We start from the raw sequence: 16,048 nt of genomic DNA, 5'->3' as shown, positions 1-16,048 counted from the left end.
GCAACCTTGGCCGAGCCGAACAGTGAGCGGAGCTTCTGATCTGGTATTGAATGCCGCCGGGTAATCCGACGTACGTCTGGATCGCCGCGCGAGCGCGCAACGCACTCAGGCGGCGGGCGTTGGCGAGCATCGTCACAGGTATTGCCTTCGTGTGCGCGCTGATCGGGCTAGTGCTTCTTCCGCGCGAGACGACGCGTCTGGTGCGCATCACGAGTGAGCGCCCGGTCGAGAAAACTGCTGACACATCGGCAGCAGCCGACGCACTCGCTCTTGCGCGCGCCTCCATACGACAGGCGGACTCGGCGCTTGCCGCAGCGCGTCGGATTGTAGCGTTACAGCAACCGGTCGCTGTTCCCCAGGACACGCTATCGCCGGCGCTCCGCGCGGAGCGCGATTCGCTCAGCGCGTTGCTTGCGTCGCTCACTGCAGCGATGGCGCACGCCGCGGATTCGCCGTTGCCGCCAGCGTTCAGGGCGCTGGGTGAATCACCGGCGCTCGCGAAGGACCAACGCGTTCGAGTATGGCTGGATTCGCTGGATCAGGTGGACAAGCTGCGTGCGCCGTTCGGCGCGCTGGGTGCGGGCGATCCGATCTACGTGGCGTTGACGGCGCGAGTGAATGAATTGGGGCGATCGATTCGCGATGCCGCATCCGAGAAGCAATCGGAATTGCGTGCGCGCCTCGCGCCTCTCCTGGCTCCTCCGCCGCCGTTACCGACGCTCCAGACGACGCACGTGGATACAACAGCATTTGTGGGTGCACGGGAGAGTGCGACGCAGGAATTCCTGCAGGCGCGCCAGCGACTCGATTCTCTACGGAGTGTCAACGCGCGAATCGATACGGTGGCGACGCAGGCGCGGAGGGTCGCGAATGTCGGTGCGCCGCCGATCGCCATGCTGGCTGCGGCTCTTGTGATTGCCCTTGCCGTTGGGTTCGTAGTCGTGTTCATCGGCGAAATGCGTCATCCACGCGTGGCGCACATGCGTGAAGGTGAAGCTGTGTCGAACGTGCGCGTTCTCAGTGTGATACAGCCTGGAAGCATCGTGGAGCGTGGCAGACGTCAGTCGGATATCGAGACGCCGCCACTGATCGACCTGACGTCCGAGAGCTATCGGACATTGTACTTGCATCTTGCGGCCACCGAAGCGAGTGTACCGATCGTAACCGTGACGGGTGACATTCCCGGCGTCGTCGCCACGATTGCTGCCAATCTCGCTGCTGTCGCGGCTTATGAAGCCCGGAGCACCTTGCTGGTGGATGGCGATCCGTCCACCAGCTCTGTGTCGTCGGTATTACGAATCGAATCCGATCCCGGATTACGTGGTGTGCTGAGTGGGGAGGTCGACCTGTTCAGCGCGATCGTACCAACCACTGTCGGGCGTGATCGTCCACTCGATGTGCTGCCGAGCGGTCACGGGCGCATCGGCACAGCATCGCCGGAAGCAGTCCGCAAGCTGCACGATACGCTTGCCAGGATGGAGCGTCGCTATGACTTCATCGTGATAGTTGCCCCATCGAGTTACGCTCAGCTCAAGACCAACACGATCATACCGGCGGCAGATGTGGTCGTGTGCGCACGGGTGGGTGTGACGCAGATCGCAGATCTTCGAGCGGCGGTGAAGAACCTGCGCGCAGCGGGGAAGCTGGTGCATGGGATCGTGCTATGGGATGACGAGGCGCCGCGGTTGTAGAAGGGGTCCATCTGTCATTCCCACTTCGTGCGGATGACGAATCTCGCGAATCGTGGGTGCGGCTAGCGTCGCACCCTGTGTCAGCTAGCGAGGCGCCACTTTATGAAATTGACGCGCCTGCTTTCCGTTCTGCGGAGTCAGCGTGAGCACGCTGTCGGCGACGGTGAAGAGAGCCGTGGCAGGCAGCTGGAAGGTTTGATCATTGGACAGATGCAGCGTGTCGCCGCGCACCACGTACTTCCCTTTTTCGTCGCCGACCTGTGCGTGCATGTGCATCGCACCGTCGGTGGTGAAGACGTAGTGTGCAGCGACTCCGGCGCCGACCGTAATCACCCAATCACCGACGATTGGCGAAGACGGGACGGCAGCGCCCGTACGGCGCAATACCCGCGGAGGTGTACCCGTCCGCTCGCTCACGACCAGAGAATCACCGGCGATGGTAAACGTTGCCGTGTCGGTATGTGTCACACCGACATTGGGTAGAGTTACGGTTTCGATCAGCTGGTTACCATCGATCCGGTACTGGCCTTCTACTGCGAGTGCCTGAGCCAGGTCGAACGTGCCATCGGCATCGAATCGGAATGTCTGGACCACTCCATTCGGGAGGGGTGCATCTGCGCGCCAGGCACCGACGATAGACTGGGTCGAAGTCTGGGCTCCGATGGAACTGCTGGAGATCAATGCGAGAGCGGCTATTCCGATAAGCGATAAGGTCTTCATTGGCGACATCACGATGTGGCTGTGCGGCTGGCGGAGTCTGTCGTTCGTGGGAGAAATGCTCGAAAAAGACGATTTGACGGGCATTGGTGAAACAAAGCCGGTACAGTGCCCGGTACGGTCCGTGCATAAGGGGAGGCCTCATGAGCAAGATTCTACGCGGGATCGCGGCGGGCTACGGCGCCAAGAAACTGGGCGGCGGTGGGTGCGGCTGCGGAACGATTCTCATCTTCATCATTCTGTGGTGGCTGCTGGGACACTTCGGAATATTCAAGTAAACGTGCTAGCTTTCGTGCATGGCCGAAGTAACCCTGGACCTGCGCGGAATTCCAAAGAGTCAGGCATATAGCGAGCTCGCAAGTCATATCGAGGCCGTGCTGGACGGCATCGATGATGACATCGCCGAGATGGCGACGGTGAGCGCGCTGGTCCACAACGCATTTGGTTTCCTGTGGACCGGTTTCTACCGCGTCGTGACACCAGGCAAGCTGATGCGGGTCGGTCCGTACCAGGGCACACTGGGCTGCCTCGAAATCGCATTCGGACGCGGCGTCTGTGGCACCGCCGCGGCCGAGCGTCGGGCGGTCGTGGTGCAGGACGTGGATACGTTTCCCGGCCACATCGCGTGTGATGCGAGCGCGCGTTCCGAGATCGTGCTTCCGGTAATCGACTCGAGCGGCGATCTGATAGCAGTGTTCGACATCGATTCGGAGCACACCGGCACATTCGACTCCGAAGACGAACGCGGCCTCGCCCAGATACTTTCGCGGTTCGCGCGCTAGGCGAAGAGAAACACCGTAAGTGCTACGAGTCCCATGATCACCGCCAGCGAGATACCGTAACCGACGACTATTGTGGCGAACTTCGCCGTAGTCAACGCGACGCCCTGGCCATAGACTCTCCGCAACGCCAGGAACAGATACACCAGAATCGTGAAACCCGTAATCGCATCGATGAACGGTATCGGGAGCAGTCCGATGGTCAGCGCTGCGAAGGCGAAGCCCTGAAAGTGCATCGCGAATACCAGATGCTCGGCGAAGTAACGATGTTCGCCGTGGAACAGTACCCACAGCGCGAACGCGAGCCCTGGTACGAGAAGGAAGAGAGCGTCCGGAAGATCATGCTGAAACGCTTCGGATATGCGAGCGGAAGCTTCAGCCCTGTGGTTCTGCATGTATGCGGCGCGACGCCCGATCCGGCGGCGAAGGAGCAGCGTCAATGCATTCCCGTGCATCGTATCGATCGTGATTCCGGGCATGGGATTCGACGTGACGTGAGTCGAGTCGACAGACTTGCTCAGCGTTGCATTTCCGGGGCTCTTCCCCGGAGTGGTTGTGTCGAACGAGATGATCTGTCCCGGTCTTTTCGCAGCTCCGGATGTGTCGAACCGAACCACCCCGGTCGCATTCGAGCCGTTCAATCTGGCGCTGGTCGCGGAGCAAAGGAAGAACAACACGCTCAGAGATAGATAGAGGCGCAGCGGAGGAACGTAGCGAACGCGGCGGCCCGAGAGGAATTCGATCGTCAGGCGGCCGGGATGACACAGCAGTGTGACGAGGGTGCGCGCAACCTTGCTGTCCAACCCCAAGTGCTCCGTGACAGCTTCGTGCGCAATGTCGCGCACTGACAGGCGCGTATCGCCCGCGCGCTGACCGCAGTGGGCGCAGAATGCGTCGGTGAGACTCGTACCGCAGTTGAGGCAGGCGCCGCCCTGCGTCGCTGCTATCGGCGGATCAGACTCCAGCTGTGATGTTGCTTCCCGCGCCGCTGGTGGCGCCATAGGTTCGTTCCACATAGTCGTCGAGAATTTTCAGGAACTCGGGAACGATGTTATCACCTTTGAGCGTCACGGCAAGCTTGCCGTCGACGTACACGGGAGCCTTGGGGTCTTCGAATGTGCCTGGAAGGGAGATGCCGATATTGGCATGCTTGCTCTCGCCGGGTCCGTTCACTATGCACCCCATCACTGCAACCTTCATCTCGACGACGCCAGGGTACTGTGCGCGCCATGCAGGCATCTGCTCGCGCAGGTAGGTCTGGATGTCTTCCGCCATGTGCTGGAAGAATGTCGACGTCGTCCGGCCACAGCCGGGACATGACGTCACCTGCGGTGTGAACGATCGCAAACCGAGTGACTGGAGGATCTGCTGCGCGACCAGTACTTCCTCGGTTCTGTCGCCGCCCGGCTTTGGGGTGAGCGAGACGCGAATGGTGTCGCCGATCCCTTCGCTCAGCAGAATCGAGAGACCGGCGGTACTGGCGACGATCCCCTTCATGCCGAGTCCCGCCTCGGTCAGACCGAGATGAAGCGGATAATCGCAACGTGCGGCGAGGAGGCGGTAGACGTCGACGAGATCGTTGACACCGGAGACCTTGGCGGAGATGATGATCCGATCGTGTCCCAAGCCAGTCTCTTCGGCGAGTATTGCCGAACGAAGTGCGCTTTCGAGCATTGCTTCGATGTAGACGTCGCGTGCGCCGAGGGGATCGGGGCGGATCGCGTTCTCGTCCATCATGGAAGTGAGAAGGTCCTGATCGAGCGAGCCCCAGTTTACGCCGATGCGGACCGGCTTGGAGTTGTCGATGGCGATCCGGACGATGGTGCGGAAGTGTTCGTCGCGTCGCTTACCGCCCACGTTTCCAGGATTGATGCGATATTTCGCGAGAGCACGTGCTGCGTCGGGGTACTTTGCGAGCAGGATGTGGCCGTTGTAATGGAAGTCGCCGACGATGGGGACATCGATTCCAAGATCAGCAAGCCGTTTGACGATTTCCGGCACGGCGGCTGCTGAAGGCTCATTATTGACAGTGACACGTACGAGCTGAGATCCAGCGGCGGCGAGTGCCGCAACCTGGGCGACGGTGCCACCGACGTCAGCGGTATCTGTGTTGGTCATGGACTGCACCACGACCGGATGGTCTGACCCGACGGCGACGTCGCCGACGAGGGTCGTCACCGTTCTTCTGCGCGGTCCGAAGGGCATACTCGAAAAGTAACCGCGGAGAGAAAAGGGATGACGTCGAGCGAACCGATACCGCAAGCAGCGACAACGCCGAAGAAGAAACGCCGGCTGTGGCTCAGGGTTGGCGTACCGGTAGTGCTGGTGCTGATACTTGGCGCGGGACTCTGGACCTGGGGGACGCTGGGCTTCGTGTATTCCTCCGGGGAGCGAACTGGTTACGTGAAGAACCTGACTCAGCGCGGATGGCTCTGTAAGACGTGGGAAGGCGAGCTTGCGGTGGCGCCCATACCGGGGGCGGCGGCGGCGGCGCCTGGCGACACGACCGGGAAGGGCGCGGCCGTGTTCGATTTCACGGTCCGGAACGATTCGGTGGCGAGGGCACTCCAACTGGCGGGTGGGAAGCAAGTGACCCTGTCATACGGGGAGCACAGGGGCGTGCCCACAACCTGTTTTGGCGAGACCAGATACTTCGTGCAGGCATTCAGGGTCGTGCAGTAACCGTTGGCCGCAGGATCAATTTGAAGGGAAAACTTGTCTATTGCCTAAAATTCCGGCCGCCAATATTTTGTGGCCCAGCATAGGATCGTCCTATGGATCTGTGCGGGGGATCTGAACTACCCGCAGTATTGTCAGGGTAGGCGTTTCCTGCTTCCGGACAAGTTTCTATTCAGGAGTTAGTTGGAATGCGCACGACCGGAAAGGTGAAGTGGTTCAATGACGCGAAAGGGTTTGGTTTCATCACACCCGACAACGGTCAGAAGGACTGCTTCGTTCACTACAGCGCCATCTCCGGCAACGGCTTCAAGTCGCTGCAAGAGGGTGAAGCGGTGGAGTTCGACATCGTCCAGGGGCAAAAGGGGCCTGCGGCGGAGAATGTCACCCGGATGAACGGGTAACGCGATCCTGAAGCAATGGCGAAAGAGGGGCGTCTCGAAAGGGACGCCCCTCTTTCGTTGCGGGCGCTGTTCCCACGTGCGTCGGGCACGCGCCCGAAGGCGGATCAGCTTATCTTTTGGGCGGGCGTCCTCGCCGGCGGGTGGGGGCGAGCTCTACGGCGCGGGCGAGGCACTGCAGCACGTCAGCCTGGAACTCGTGCAGGTCGATGGTCATGCGTATGGGTGAATCGGCCAGGCTCTTGCCATCCGGGTCAGCCAGCATGGTGGAGGCGACTTGCACGGCCGTGGGCACGGGAACATTCAGGAGATGGACGAGTTCCCTGGTCAGCGCTATCTGAGTGACGGCTGCGAGTGAAAGGCGGCGGGATACGCCCCGCGACTCGCTCTGGACTCCGGGTATGTGGTTGTGGGACAGCAGGTTATCGAGCCACTTGTTGGTGACTCCGATGGCAGTTGCGGCTGTAGCGGTGTTGTAGAGCGGCATAATATCCTAAGATCAGAGGATATTTAAAATTAACCTAGCATATTAGGATATTATACATGAAGCACTCGGCCGTGGCTATAGCAGCCATAATCGGAATGAGTCTGGCACCTTCGGCACGGGCCCAAAGTTCGCTTCACCTGGGCCTGGCTGGGGGGGCCGCGATCCCCGTGGGACGGCTCGACGGCAACTATTCAGCGGGTGCAGCTGGGCTCGCGACTCTTTCGATAGGGCCCCGGGAATCTCCGCTCGGCATGCGGATCGACTATGGATACGCCGGCTTCAACGGCAAGACTGTCGCGGGCGCGCGCGTCCAGGACATCCACATAAACTCGTTGACTGCGAATCTCGTGGTGGCGTTCAGAGTTGGCTACGTAAAGCCGTATCTCATAGGCGGCGCTGGCTGGTATCCACTTCGTTTGCCCGGTGCTGCGAAACGCGAAAATGACTTCGGTGCGAACGGGGGTGCCGGCGTTGCCTTCCCGCTCCCCTACACCAGCATTGGCGCATTCATAGAGGCTCGATACCACGATGTGAACCGCTCGGAGACGACACCGTACACATCCATCCACTACATCCCAGTGACATTTGGAGTGATGTTCTAAACATTTGATGCGCGAACATGGCAAATGAACGAATAAACGAATGTTCTTGCTGTTCCCGCGGAACCCCTGAATCGTCCTAGCATAGAAGTAAAGTGTTACTGTCGCGCCGCGGATTTTCAAAATCCGAGGCGCGTTTGATTAGAACCTCTCAGGGGAGCAATTCATGGTAAGTCTTTCAAAGTTTGCAGCGGTTGCAGCGATAGTGATCTCGAGTGCAACTGTTGCAGGCGCGCAGAGTGTAACGAGTGCGACGAAGCCGTTCTCGCTGGGCCTCTCTGGTGGCGCATCGATCCCCACGGGTGATTTGTCGAACAGTGTAAACACCGGCTACAACATCGGCGGCCACGTGGGACTTGGATCGCCGGCGATTCCAATCGGTTTTCGCGGTGATGTGAACTACGACAACTTCGGCGCGAAGGGATCCGGCAACGCCAACGCGCACGTATGGTCGTACACGGCCAACGCGGTCTACGACATTTCGACCATGACTGGAATTCGCCCGTACGTCATCGGAGGCATTGGTGGCTTCAAGCCAGGCGTCAGCACCTCGTCGGGCGGCAGCACGTATTCAGCAAGCAGCGGCACGAAGTTCGGCTTCGACCTCGGCGGTGGTCTGACGATTCCGTTGTCCGGCTTCAACGCCTTCGTGGAAGCACGCTACAACCACTTCAACAATGATGGTGGCGGAAGCACCAGCTTCGTCCCAATCACGTTCGGTGTGATGTTCTAGTAGCGCCGTAATGCACGACGACACAGCCCCTGGTCACTCTGACCAGGGGCTGTTTTCATTTCTGCTGCTGCCAGTCTCCCGTGATGTCTATTCTGTCTTCCTCGGGAAGCGTGTGCGGCGGCGAGTCGTTGCGTTTGCCTCGGTAGAGAATCACCTTCGCACGCTCGAGTGTGATGAGGCCGGCGTCGATCATCATGTCGATCTCGGGCAGAATCGCTTCGATCTTTTCCTGCGTATCCACGCACTCGATCACGAGTGGGAGATCGAATGCGAGCAGCTCCATGTGATCGGTTGCTAGCCGGCCGCTTGCGCCGTAGCCCATGACACCGCGGAAAACCGTAGCGCCTGCATATCCGCGAGTGCGAAGCAGATTGACGAGCGCTTCGTACAACGGCTTTCCCTCGTACCTGTCGCGCTCGCCGATGTGAATGCGCATCAGCACGCGCTCGCCCTTGAGGCCACGCATCGTCATCGTCAGGCTCTGCCGCGGAAGGTGAGAGCAGATTGTGCAAGCGCAAAGCCGCCGAACGTCGCGACCAGCGACAGAACGACGCTCAGCGTGATGTACACTGCAGCGCGACGATACTGGCCACTCTCGACCATGACCGCCGTTTCGTAGGTGAACGTCGAGAACGTGGTGTAGCCGCCGCAGAATCCGGTGGTAAGAAAGATGCGCGTCTCGGGCGAGATCTGGCTTCCGCCAAGTGCCAGGCGGAGAAGAAAGCCAAGCAGCAGACTCCCGGTGATGTTGACGATGAGCGTACCAACCGGAAAGGCGAGGCCGAAGCGTTGTTGCAGCGCGGTGCCTATCACGTACCGGCCTGCGCCGCCGAGGGCGCTGCCGGCAGCGATGTACCAGATCGTCAACATTGGGGCAGGGCGTCAGGAATCACGCTGCGTAATTTCGCCGTCCAGCCGCGCTTCGGCCAGTAGATTGGATCGATCGCGGCCGACGTCGGCCTGCGCGCTGACAACATCTCCCGACGGCGCGAATGTCACAGTGCAGTCGTGCTTCATCGGATCACCATCGACCTTACGCTTGTCGTCGCGGGACGACCGGCCGACATAGTTGATCTGCAGATCGTAGTGACGGCTCCAGAAGAACGGAGTGAGTGTAAACGCCTCATTCGCACCCAGCATGTTGCGCGCGGCGGTCTGTCCCTGGCGTTGCGCAACGACCCAGTGCTCGACCCGAATCTGGCCAGAGCGCGGATCGGGCCACGATGCGATATCACCGGCGGCAAAAATTCCAGGGGCGGACGTTTCGAGTGTCGCGCTGACCACGACGCCGTTATCGACCTTGATGCCGGCATCCTGCGCAATTGCAACGTCGGGACGAACTCCCACGCCGACGACAACGAAGTCTGCCGGAAGCGATGTGCCATCGGCGAGCTGAACCGCATCCGGCGTGATGGACTTGACGTTCGCACCCAGTTTGAAAGTGACACCCTTGCTCTCGTGCAAGGCCTTCACCATTCTGCCAAGCTCGGAACCGAGGATCCGTTCGAGCGGCAAGGATTCCGGCGCAACTACGGTGACTTGCACATTGCGCGCGCGAAGTGATGCAGCGACTTCGAGACCAATAAAGCTTGCACCGATAACGACAGCACGCTTACCGGTTTGTGCAGCTGCGATGATAGCCTTGCTGTCGTCGAGTGTGCGCAGATAGTGCACTGTGGGCAGGTCGGCGCCCGGCACGGGAAGACGCACGGGTGAGCTGCCGGTCGCCAGAAGCAGCGCGCTGAACTTCGTGGTCGCGCCGTCATCCGTGAGGACGGTGTGTGCCCTGGTGTCGATGCGACTCACGCGGCGGCCGCGAATCAGCTCGATATCGTGTGACGTGTAGAAATCATCGGGCCGGAGATTGACCCATTCCTCTTCTGCCGTGCCCGCGAGATAATCCTTGGAAAGATTGGGGCGATCCACCGGTGGCGTCTCAAGCTGGTCGAAGAGCTTGATCGAATTGGTGTAGCCGCATCTGCGCAGCATTTCCGCGGCGGCAACGCCGGCGGCGCCGGCGCCGATTATGACGATTGATGTCGGAGGACTGGAAAGCTTGCGCAGGTACGCCGATGGCGGCTCAATGGCGTCGCGCACGAACACGGTGCCGGCACTTTCCTCGACGCGGTAACATGCGACGCGATCCAGTGCGGGCGCACGCAACGGCTCACCTGTCTTGAGGCTGAAGCACGCATGATGCCACGGACAACGAACGGTGTCATCGACGATTATTCCTTCGGCGAGTGGTCCGCCGTAGTGCGTACAGGTTGCACCAATTGCGTACAGCGACCCGCCGGTGCGCGCGACGAGAACAGGATCGTTACCTACATGACCAAGCAGCATGGCGCCGTCTGCGACCGATGATGCTGGAATTCCCGCGGATAGATCGGGACCTGTGGGTGTTTCGTCGGGCGTGCCGGACATCGTACCGCCTCAGTTCAAGGAATGAGCTGCAACCTGCGGACAGCCGCGCCTAGTGCCGAGTGCGCCGCGGTGATCTGATCATCTACTGCATCGGGGCCTGTTCCGCCAGGGACGTTGCGGCGAGCGACCGAGGCATCAGGCGAGAGCCAGTCGAATACGTCGTGGTCGAACGACGGATGTGCGGCCGCAAATGTCTTGAACGGCATCTTGTCCAGCTCGACACCGTTTGTTTCGCTGGTGCGAATGAGAGTACCCACGACGCCGTGCGCTTCGCGGAAACTGGTGCCCTTGGCGACGAGATAGTCGGCCAGGTCCGTTGCCATCATGCTGGATGAGAGAGCGGCGCGCATGCGCTGCGCGTTGAAGCGGAGCTCGCCGAGTGTTCCGGCGACGGCGGGGAGCACGAGCAGCATGGTATCTACCGAATCGAACATGGGGCGCTTGTCGTCCTGCAGGTCCTTGTTGTAGCCACTCGGCAGGCTCTTTATCGTTGCTACGATGGACGTGAGGTTGCCGAGCATTCTTCCGGCGGAGCCGCGTGCGATCTCGAGCGCATCAGGGTTGCGTTTCTGCGGCATCATGCTCGATCCGGTGCTGAACGTATCGCCGAAGGTTACGAATCCGAATTCACTGGAGCCGTACAGGATCAAATCTTCGCTGAGACGGGACAGGTGTACGCCGAGCATCGTCATGGCGTACAGCATGTCGGCAACGAAGTCACGATCGCCGGTGGCGTCAATCGAATTCCGGGAGATGCTCGCGAAGCCAAGCTCCTTGCGAATCTGGTCGCGCGGTACGGGGAACGCACATCCGGCGATTGCACCGGAGCCGAGCGGGAGGGTCGATGCGGAGGCCGCGGCATTTGCCACACGAATGCGATCGCGCTCGAGCTGCCAGAAGTGGTTGAGCATCCAGTGTGCGGCGGAGACCGGCTGGGCGCGCTGCATGTGTGTGTACGCGGGGATCAGCGTCGTGCGTAATCGCTCTGCGTGCTCGAGCATTACGCGCTGGAGACCCTGAATGGCCGTATCGACTCTGGCTGATGCGTCCATCGTCCACATGCGTGTGGCGGTTGCTACCTGATCGTTGCGCGAGCGGCCGGTGTGCAGGCGTGATGCGGGTTCGCCGACCTCGATGTGGAGCATGCGATCGATCATCGTATGCACATCTTCGTCGGACTCTTCCGGTTGCGCGCCTCTGGCGAGCTTTTCCGCGACGACGTCGAGGCCGCCGCGGATCTGATCGCGCTCTTCTTCCGTGAGGACGCCAGCTTCAGCGAGCGCGGAGGCCCACGCCTGGGAGAGTCGGATGTCGAACGGCCAGAGACGGAAGTCGGTGGCGATCGAGCGATTGAGTGCGTCGAGTGCGTGCGCGGTGGGCGCGGCGAAGCGGCCACCCCAGAGTTTGTGGGAGTCGGCGGTCATTTACGTAAGGTATCGCGTGGATTCTGCAGGGGCGGGTACCGGGAGGCCGTCCGTACGAGATCGAGGCAGGCCCGGGCAAGCGGATGCGTCGTCCGCAGTCTGCGTGGATGCCGCTTGCCATGTCATATATAAAGGTAAACGCAATAAGACCAATGCCTTAGGGCCTTCACGACAGGTCCAGGACGCCCTGTGATCGCGCCGTCAGCGCCGCAAGTTCTGGAAAGGCAATACTATCTGACCGCTCTGGTCAGCTGATAGCGGTGCGATTACGCGATTGCCAATGTTCGAGTATACGATTTGTCCCGCAACATGGATGTACACCGTATCAGTGTCCGAAAGTGCGGGTACCCCGACGACGAAGCTGAGCGAATCCGAGGGGTGGTTCGTGACAATGATGGAGTTGCTCCCCACCGTATAGGTTGGTCCCGCGTCAGTGCCTGTGACGCTGAGCTCCGCGATTGAAGCCGAAACAACGCGGACGGAGCCAGCCAACTGGCTGGAGCGAAAGAGAACGTCGACTCGTCCATGCGGAGATATCTCGACGCCACGCGGTAATGGTTGCGATCGATCCGACTTTCCGGGAGCGGCGGATGGCTGGTCTGAGGTGATTCGGGATGCGACGGCGGCCACGTGAAGTAATCGACGCATGGTAGCGGGTGTTACAAGCGCGGCCGCTGCGACGCTGCTCAAGAGGATGGCTGCGGCAATCGCGTTGTGTGCAAATCGACGAGATCGTAGACGACGCGTGCGCGCGTGCTCTCTTGTAAGGCCGGTACCCGATGCGACCTGTCTAACAAACTCGACTGGATCTATCTCTGGTTGCGTTACCGTCAGTAGCTCCAGCAGGCGGTTCACTTCTATGATCTGAGTCCTGGCCGCGGTGAGAGCGGCGCGACACTGGTCACATTCCGCGAGATGCAAACGCACGTCATCAGCGACGGAATCGTCGCGTTCCAGCATCGCGGCCAGGCTGGCATCCGTCAGATGTGATGTCATTCGCGTGACCCCGCTGCCATGAACGCACTCTGGAACGCGCGAGTCGCGCGCAGTAATAGCGTGCCCACGCTCGTCTCCTGGATTCCAAGGATGTGTCCCAATTCGCGGTAGCTGTATCCCTCATGACGTAGCAGAAGAAGCTGACGGTCGCGTAACGGAAGCATTGCGAGTACAGCTCGTACACGGTCCCGGGTCTCGCCAGCGATAAGCTGGTTATCCGGGGTTGTTGAGTCGATATGATTCGATGGATCGGCTTGCTGACTGGTGTTTATACGCGTGCGTCGCTTTCCTGTACGCTCCGCGTCGCGATACAGGTTAGTCGCCACAGTAATGAGCCACCCGGCCGGCTCATGTGGAACGCGTCCACGCTCGTACAGTCTCACGAACGCCTCCTGCGCGAGGTCCGACGCCAGATCAGAGTCTCCGCACAAACGATAGAGATAGCGAAACAGTGACGCGAATTTCTGACGAAAGAGCTGAGTAACCGCGTCCTCGAATGCCAGGTCAGGACCCATGAGTTCCGGCGCGGGTTTCACGAATAGAACGTGCGTACGGAGGCATTTGTGACAGTTCGCACGTGAATCAAATCACCGGCGCCAGGTAATTCCGACCATCAGAGATCTGGGTGTCAGACCGAAGAAACGCTGTCCGTCTCGCTCATTACGCGGCGGAAGGGCAACCACGTTCGATCGGTCGAAGATATTTGCCAGGGTTGTGGTGAGAATAATTCTGCCTGCTCTGGTGGCACGCCATTCATGGCTGACGCCCATGTCGACTCGCATATATGTCGGAAGGGGATCCGACGTCAACCCAACTGCGCTCAACGTTCGCGCTTCGGGTATTCCGTCTTCCTCTCGGACGTTTGCCCCGGCCCCGTCAGCGTCCGCATTCGCTGGGCTCTGGATACCGAGGAATGAGGATCCGAACGACCCCAGTATCTTCAAAGTGGTTGTCGGTCGTGCTCGCAATTCGACGATGGCCGAGGTAGTCTGTGCGGTTTCGCGAGGCAGTGGGTACGGCGCAGAAGTTCGCGTCAAGATCGCGTGCTGAAAACCATACGTCACCTGGAGGCTGAGGTTCTGTATCGTCGATCGTACAGCACCCCCGTAGCCGAAGATCTGACCGTCCATGGCATCGAATGCATCTCCAAAAGCGCGCGGCGTCGTTGTTGACGTCGGCAAGATCAAGCCATCGAACTTCCGATCGTATGCGTCGACGGTAACCCGCGTGTCGAAGCCGAGGTTCTTGCTGACGTCCGCGGTGAGAGTTCGAGCTGCAGCAACGGGGACCCCCGAGGAGCCAGCCGCTATCGGCAGGCCCACGGGCACGAGCGCACCGGGGGTGAGTCTGATGTCTCTGAGCGCCTGAACAAACTGATGCGTATCCGCGTAGCCTGCGGTCATCCACATACGCTTTCCGAGGTCGACCGATACGGATAACCGAGGCTCGATGTTTGGTGTGCGGCCTGACAGCGAAGTTAGATGCACCCCGGACATTGCGAACCAATGTCCACCAACGTCACCCCAACGTCGCTCGGCGTAAGCAGCAATGACTGCAGGATCTGCAGTTGCCCCGTAATGCGTGGTCCTGGCGAACATACTGCCAGTGCCAGCGTGCTCGATATCGCGGATCGGAAGGCTATCATCCGAAGATACCTCAGCAGCATACGACGTGTGAATCTTTTCGATCGACGCTCCGATCGCAAACGATGCCAAGTCGAGCTCACTCGCAAAGCCTACATCGCGAGCGCGATTGGACATCGTTGCAACGCCGGGTGCAGCGCCAGCATTCGTGCCAGCCGTGAATTCCGCATTCCACGCACGCGTCAGGAGTTTGTATGATGGCGACAACTGCTCTGTCCACACACCGCCAACAGTCATCGATTGCCACGGTACCCTGAGCGCGTGGTCTGAACTCGTTACCAACGTTGCATCACTCTTCGCGCCGACCGCTGCCTCATCCATGTCGGCGACGAGGCGATCTCCACTGCCAACCGCCACAAGCCGCACATTGCTGCGTCCGTGATGTATTGACAGCACTGTAAGACCATCGCCCCAACGATCGGTTACCGAGTTCGCATTGCTTCGGGCGGATGTCATAGCATCAGAATTGCGACGGGCCGCGACCAGCAGCTGTCCGTCGATCGTACCGACGCGAATTGGATCAGCCCACCATGCACGCATGGTAGTCGGGCCGAAGCCGGTGCCGAAAGACGGCTTGGTAAGAGTGGTTTCGCGAGTTTGCAGATCGGCTGTCTCGAAAAGTGCATCGTCAGAGCGTGCAGAGGCCGAGCCGTCGGATATTTTGATACCGCTCACGACATCGGGATCGATCGCGGTCAGCGCGCCGAGGCCATGTACCGCGTTCCACATGGGCAACCCATCGACGAACACACGATCTGCCAGCGAACCTGTCGCTGCATTCACGGCGGTACCGTCGTAGCCGTCTGGGCGCATCATCTCCCGTGGGTCGCCCGCCAACAATCGTAAAGCGTCCGGCTCGCCACTTGTCTCGGATGCGTCCTGGATATTGCCCGTCCACTCCCAGGTTCCTGGTATCCGGACGGGGGCTCTGACATCCGTATCGAGCGCGGTCGCCTGTGAGGACTTCACGTGTACTGGCGACAGACGCGCTGGCGCAACCACCACGGACTGCGAGAGAATGACGTCGACGTGCAGCTTCCCTGTGCCTGGCACAATTACTTGAATCGTCAGCGGATCGAGGTCGGCGCGGGTAATCTGGAGCGTGCGTGTTCCTGCAGGAAGGTGGGCAATAGTGTACGAACCGAGACTGTCAGAGAATGTCGTGTCATGGGTCCCGACCGCTTCAATCCGGGCATGCACCACTGGCGTACCTGTCGCCAGGCTGACCGTACCGTACACGGCTCCGGTCGACGGACTTGGCGCATGAAGCGTGTCGGAGAGCGCTTGCGCCGCGAGGACTTGGCTCGATAATGCACAACAGGCCACGACGCACAGCAGCCGTCCGCGCCTGACCAGAGCGCGGCGCACCGACGGGCCGCGCGCGCGCATCCGTGATGGCATGCCGCTTCCGTTGCCTTGCGTCACAATACTGCCTGCTCGGACGTTCTTCCTTTGACCATCGGCACCGTGTCTCTCGC

At 60.3% G+C, this 16,048-nt stretch carries 18 protein-coding genes; 7 read left to right on the top strand and 11 right to left on the bottom strand.

All coding sequences use genetic code 11. From position 1 onward, the window contains the following. Window positions 1-50 precede the first annotated feature (50 nt). Window positions 51-1,691 carry an AAA family ATPase gene (locus tag V4529_04805; GenBank protein ID MES2357644.1) on the top strand — a complete coding sequence of 547 codons (1,641 nt, stop codon included), beginning with the start codon at window positions 51-53 and terminating at the stop codon, window positions 1,689-1,691. A gap of 84 nt (window positions 1,692-1,775) precedes the next feature. On the opposite strand, the gene V4529_04800 is transcribed toward V4529_04805, so the two are convergent. Next, window positions 1,776-2,411 (bottom strand): DUF5640 domain-containing protein, encoded by a 636-nt coding sequence (locus tag V4529_04800; GenBank protein ID MES2357643.1) that lies wholly within the window; start codon window positions 2,409-2,411, stop codon window positions 1,776-1,778. Between the two features lie 140 nt (window positions 2,412-2,551). On the opposite strand from V4529_04800, the gene V4529_04795 reads away from it, so the two are divergent. After that, on the top strand, window positions 2,552-2,686 hold the full coding sequence (locus V4529_04795; GenBank protein ID MES2357642.1) for a hypothetical protein: 135 nt from the start codon (window positions 2,552-2,554) through the stop codon (window positions 2,684-2,686). 18 nt (window positions 2,687-2,704) lie between these two features. Beyond that, a complete protein-coding gene (locus tag V4529_04790; protein MES2357641.1) occupies window positions 2,705-3,190 on the top strand; it encodes a GAF domain-containing protein in 486 nt (161 codons plus the stop codon). Here V4529_04790 and V4529_04785 read toward each other — a convergent pair. Next, window positions 3,187-4,188 (bottom strand): DUF3667 domain-containing protein, encoded by a 1,002-nt coding sequence (locus tag V4529_04785; protein MES2357640.1) that lies wholly within the window; start codon window positions 4,186-4,188, stop codon window positions 3,187-3,189. The genes V4529_04790 and V4529_04785 overlap by 4 nt on opposite strands. Then, window positions 4,142-5,392, bottom strand: a complete 1,251-nt coding sequence (gene ispG, locus V4529_04780) for a flavodoxin-dependent (E)-4-hydroxy-3-methylbut-2-enyl-diphosphate synthase (protein ID MES2357639.1) — start codon at window positions 5,390-5,392, stop codon at window positions 4,142-4,144. The genes V4529_04785 and ispG overlap by 47 nt, the downstream gene beginning before the upstream one ends. Before the next feature lie 30 nt (window positions 5,393-5,422). Between ispG and V4529_04775 the strand changes: the two genes are divergently transcribed. Both V4529_04775 and V4529_04770 read left to right on the top strand, forming a co-directional pair. Continuing rightward, window positions 5,423-5,869, top strand: coding sequence for a hypothetical protein (locus V4529_04775; GenBank protein ID MES2357638.1), 447 nt, complete (start codon window positions 5,423-5,425; stop codon window positions 5,867-5,869). Window positions 5,870-6,054: 185 nt separating this feature from the next. After that, window positions 6,055-6,267: a cold shock domain-containing protein gene (locus tag V4529_04770; protein ID MES2357637.1), complete on the top strand. Its 213-nt coding sequence runs from the start codon at window positions 6,055-6,057 to the stop codon at window positions 6,265-6,267. A 109-nt stretch (window positions 6,268-6,376) separates the two neighbouring features. On the opposite strand, the gene V4529_04765 is transcribed toward V4529_04770, so the two are convergent. Further along, window positions 6,377-6,751 (bottom strand): hypothetical protein, encoded by a 375-nt coding sequence (locus V4529_04765; GenBank protein MES2357636.1) that lies wholly within the window; start codon window positions 6,749-6,751, stop codon window positions 6,377-6,379. Window positions 6,752-6,807: 56 nt separating this feature from the next. Here V4529_04765 and V4529_04760 point away from each other — a divergent pair, with 56 nt between their 5' ends. Both V4529_04760 and V4529_04755 read left to right on the top strand, forming a co-directional pair. Further along, window positions 6,808-7,353 carry an outer membrane beta-barrel protein gene (locus V4529_04760; GenBank protein MES2357635.1) on the top strand — a complete coding sequence of 182 codons (546 nt, stop codon included), beginning with the start codon at window positions 6,808-6,810 and terminating at the stop codon, window positions 7,351-7,353. 163 nt (window positions 7,354-7,516) lie between these two features. Then, window positions 7,517-8,083 carry an outer membrane beta-barrel protein gene (locus tag V4529_04755; protein ID MES2357634.1) on the top strand — a complete coding sequence of 189 codons (567 nt, stop codon included), beginning with the start codon at window positions 7,517-7,519 and terminating at the stop codon, window positions 8,081-8,083. Between the two features lie 55 nt (window positions 8,084-8,138). Here the strand turns inward: V4529_04755 and V4529_04750 are convergent, their stop codons facing one another. The 7 genes from V4529_04750 to V4529_04720 form a co-directional block, all read right to left on the bottom strand. Then, window positions 8,139-8,555, bottom strand: a complete 417-nt coding sequence (locus tag V4529_04750; GenBank protein ID MES2357633.1) for a DUF190 domain-containing protein — start codon at window positions 8,553-8,555, stop codon at window positions 8,139-8,141. Between the two features lie 2 nt (window positions 8,556-8,557). Then, window positions 8,558-8,950 (bottom strand): fluoride efflux transporter CrcB, encoded by a 393-nt coding sequence (gene crcB / locus V4529_04745; GenBank protein ID MES2357632.1) that lies wholly within the window; start codon window positions 8,948-8,950, stop codon window positions 8,558-8,560. 15 nt (window positions 8,951-8,965) lie between these two features. Next, a complete protein-coding gene (locus V4529_04740) occupies window positions 8,966-10,507 on the bottom strand; it encodes an FAD-dependent oxidoreductase (protein ID MES2357631.1) in 1,542 nt (513 codons plus the stop codon). Window positions 10,508-10,521: 14 nt separating this feature from the next. After that, window positions 10,522-11,931, bottom strand: coding sequence for an argininosuccinate lyase (gene argH / locus V4529_04735; GenBank protein ID MES2357630.1), 1,410 nt, complete (start codon window positions 11,929-11,931; stop codon window positions 10,522-10,524). A 201-nt stretch (window positions 11,932-12,132) separates the two neighbouring features. Next, window positions 12,133-12,927, bottom strand: a complete 795-nt coding sequence (locus tag V4529_04730; GenBank protein ID MES2357629.1) for a hypothetical protein — start codon at window positions 12,925-12,927, stop codon at window positions 12,133-12,135. Further along, window positions 12,924-13,442 (bottom strand): sigma-70 family RNA polymerase sigma factor, encoded by a 519-nt coding sequence (locus tag V4529_04725; protein MES2357628.1) that lies wholly within the window; start codon window positions 13,440-13,442, stop codon window positions 12,924-12,926. The genes V4529_04730 and V4529_04725 overlap by 4 nt, the downstream gene beginning before the upstream one ends. A gap of 72 nt (window positions 13,443-13,514) precedes the next feature. Beyond that, window positions 13,515-15,971 (bottom strand): carboxypeptidase-like regulatory domain-containing protein, encoded by a 2,457-nt coding sequence (locus V4529_04720; protein ID MES2357627.1) that lies wholly within the window; start codon window positions 15,969-15,971, stop codon window positions 13,515-13,517. Window positions 15,972-16,048: the final 77 nt, after the last annotated feature.

It is taken from the genome of Gemmatimonadota bacterium (assembly GCA_040388625.1).
Lineage (GTDB): Bacteria > Gemmatimonadota > Gemmatimonadetes > Gemmatimonadales > Gemmatimonadaceae > Fen-1247.
This window is presented reverse-complemented; position numbering and strand designations above follow the sequence as displayed.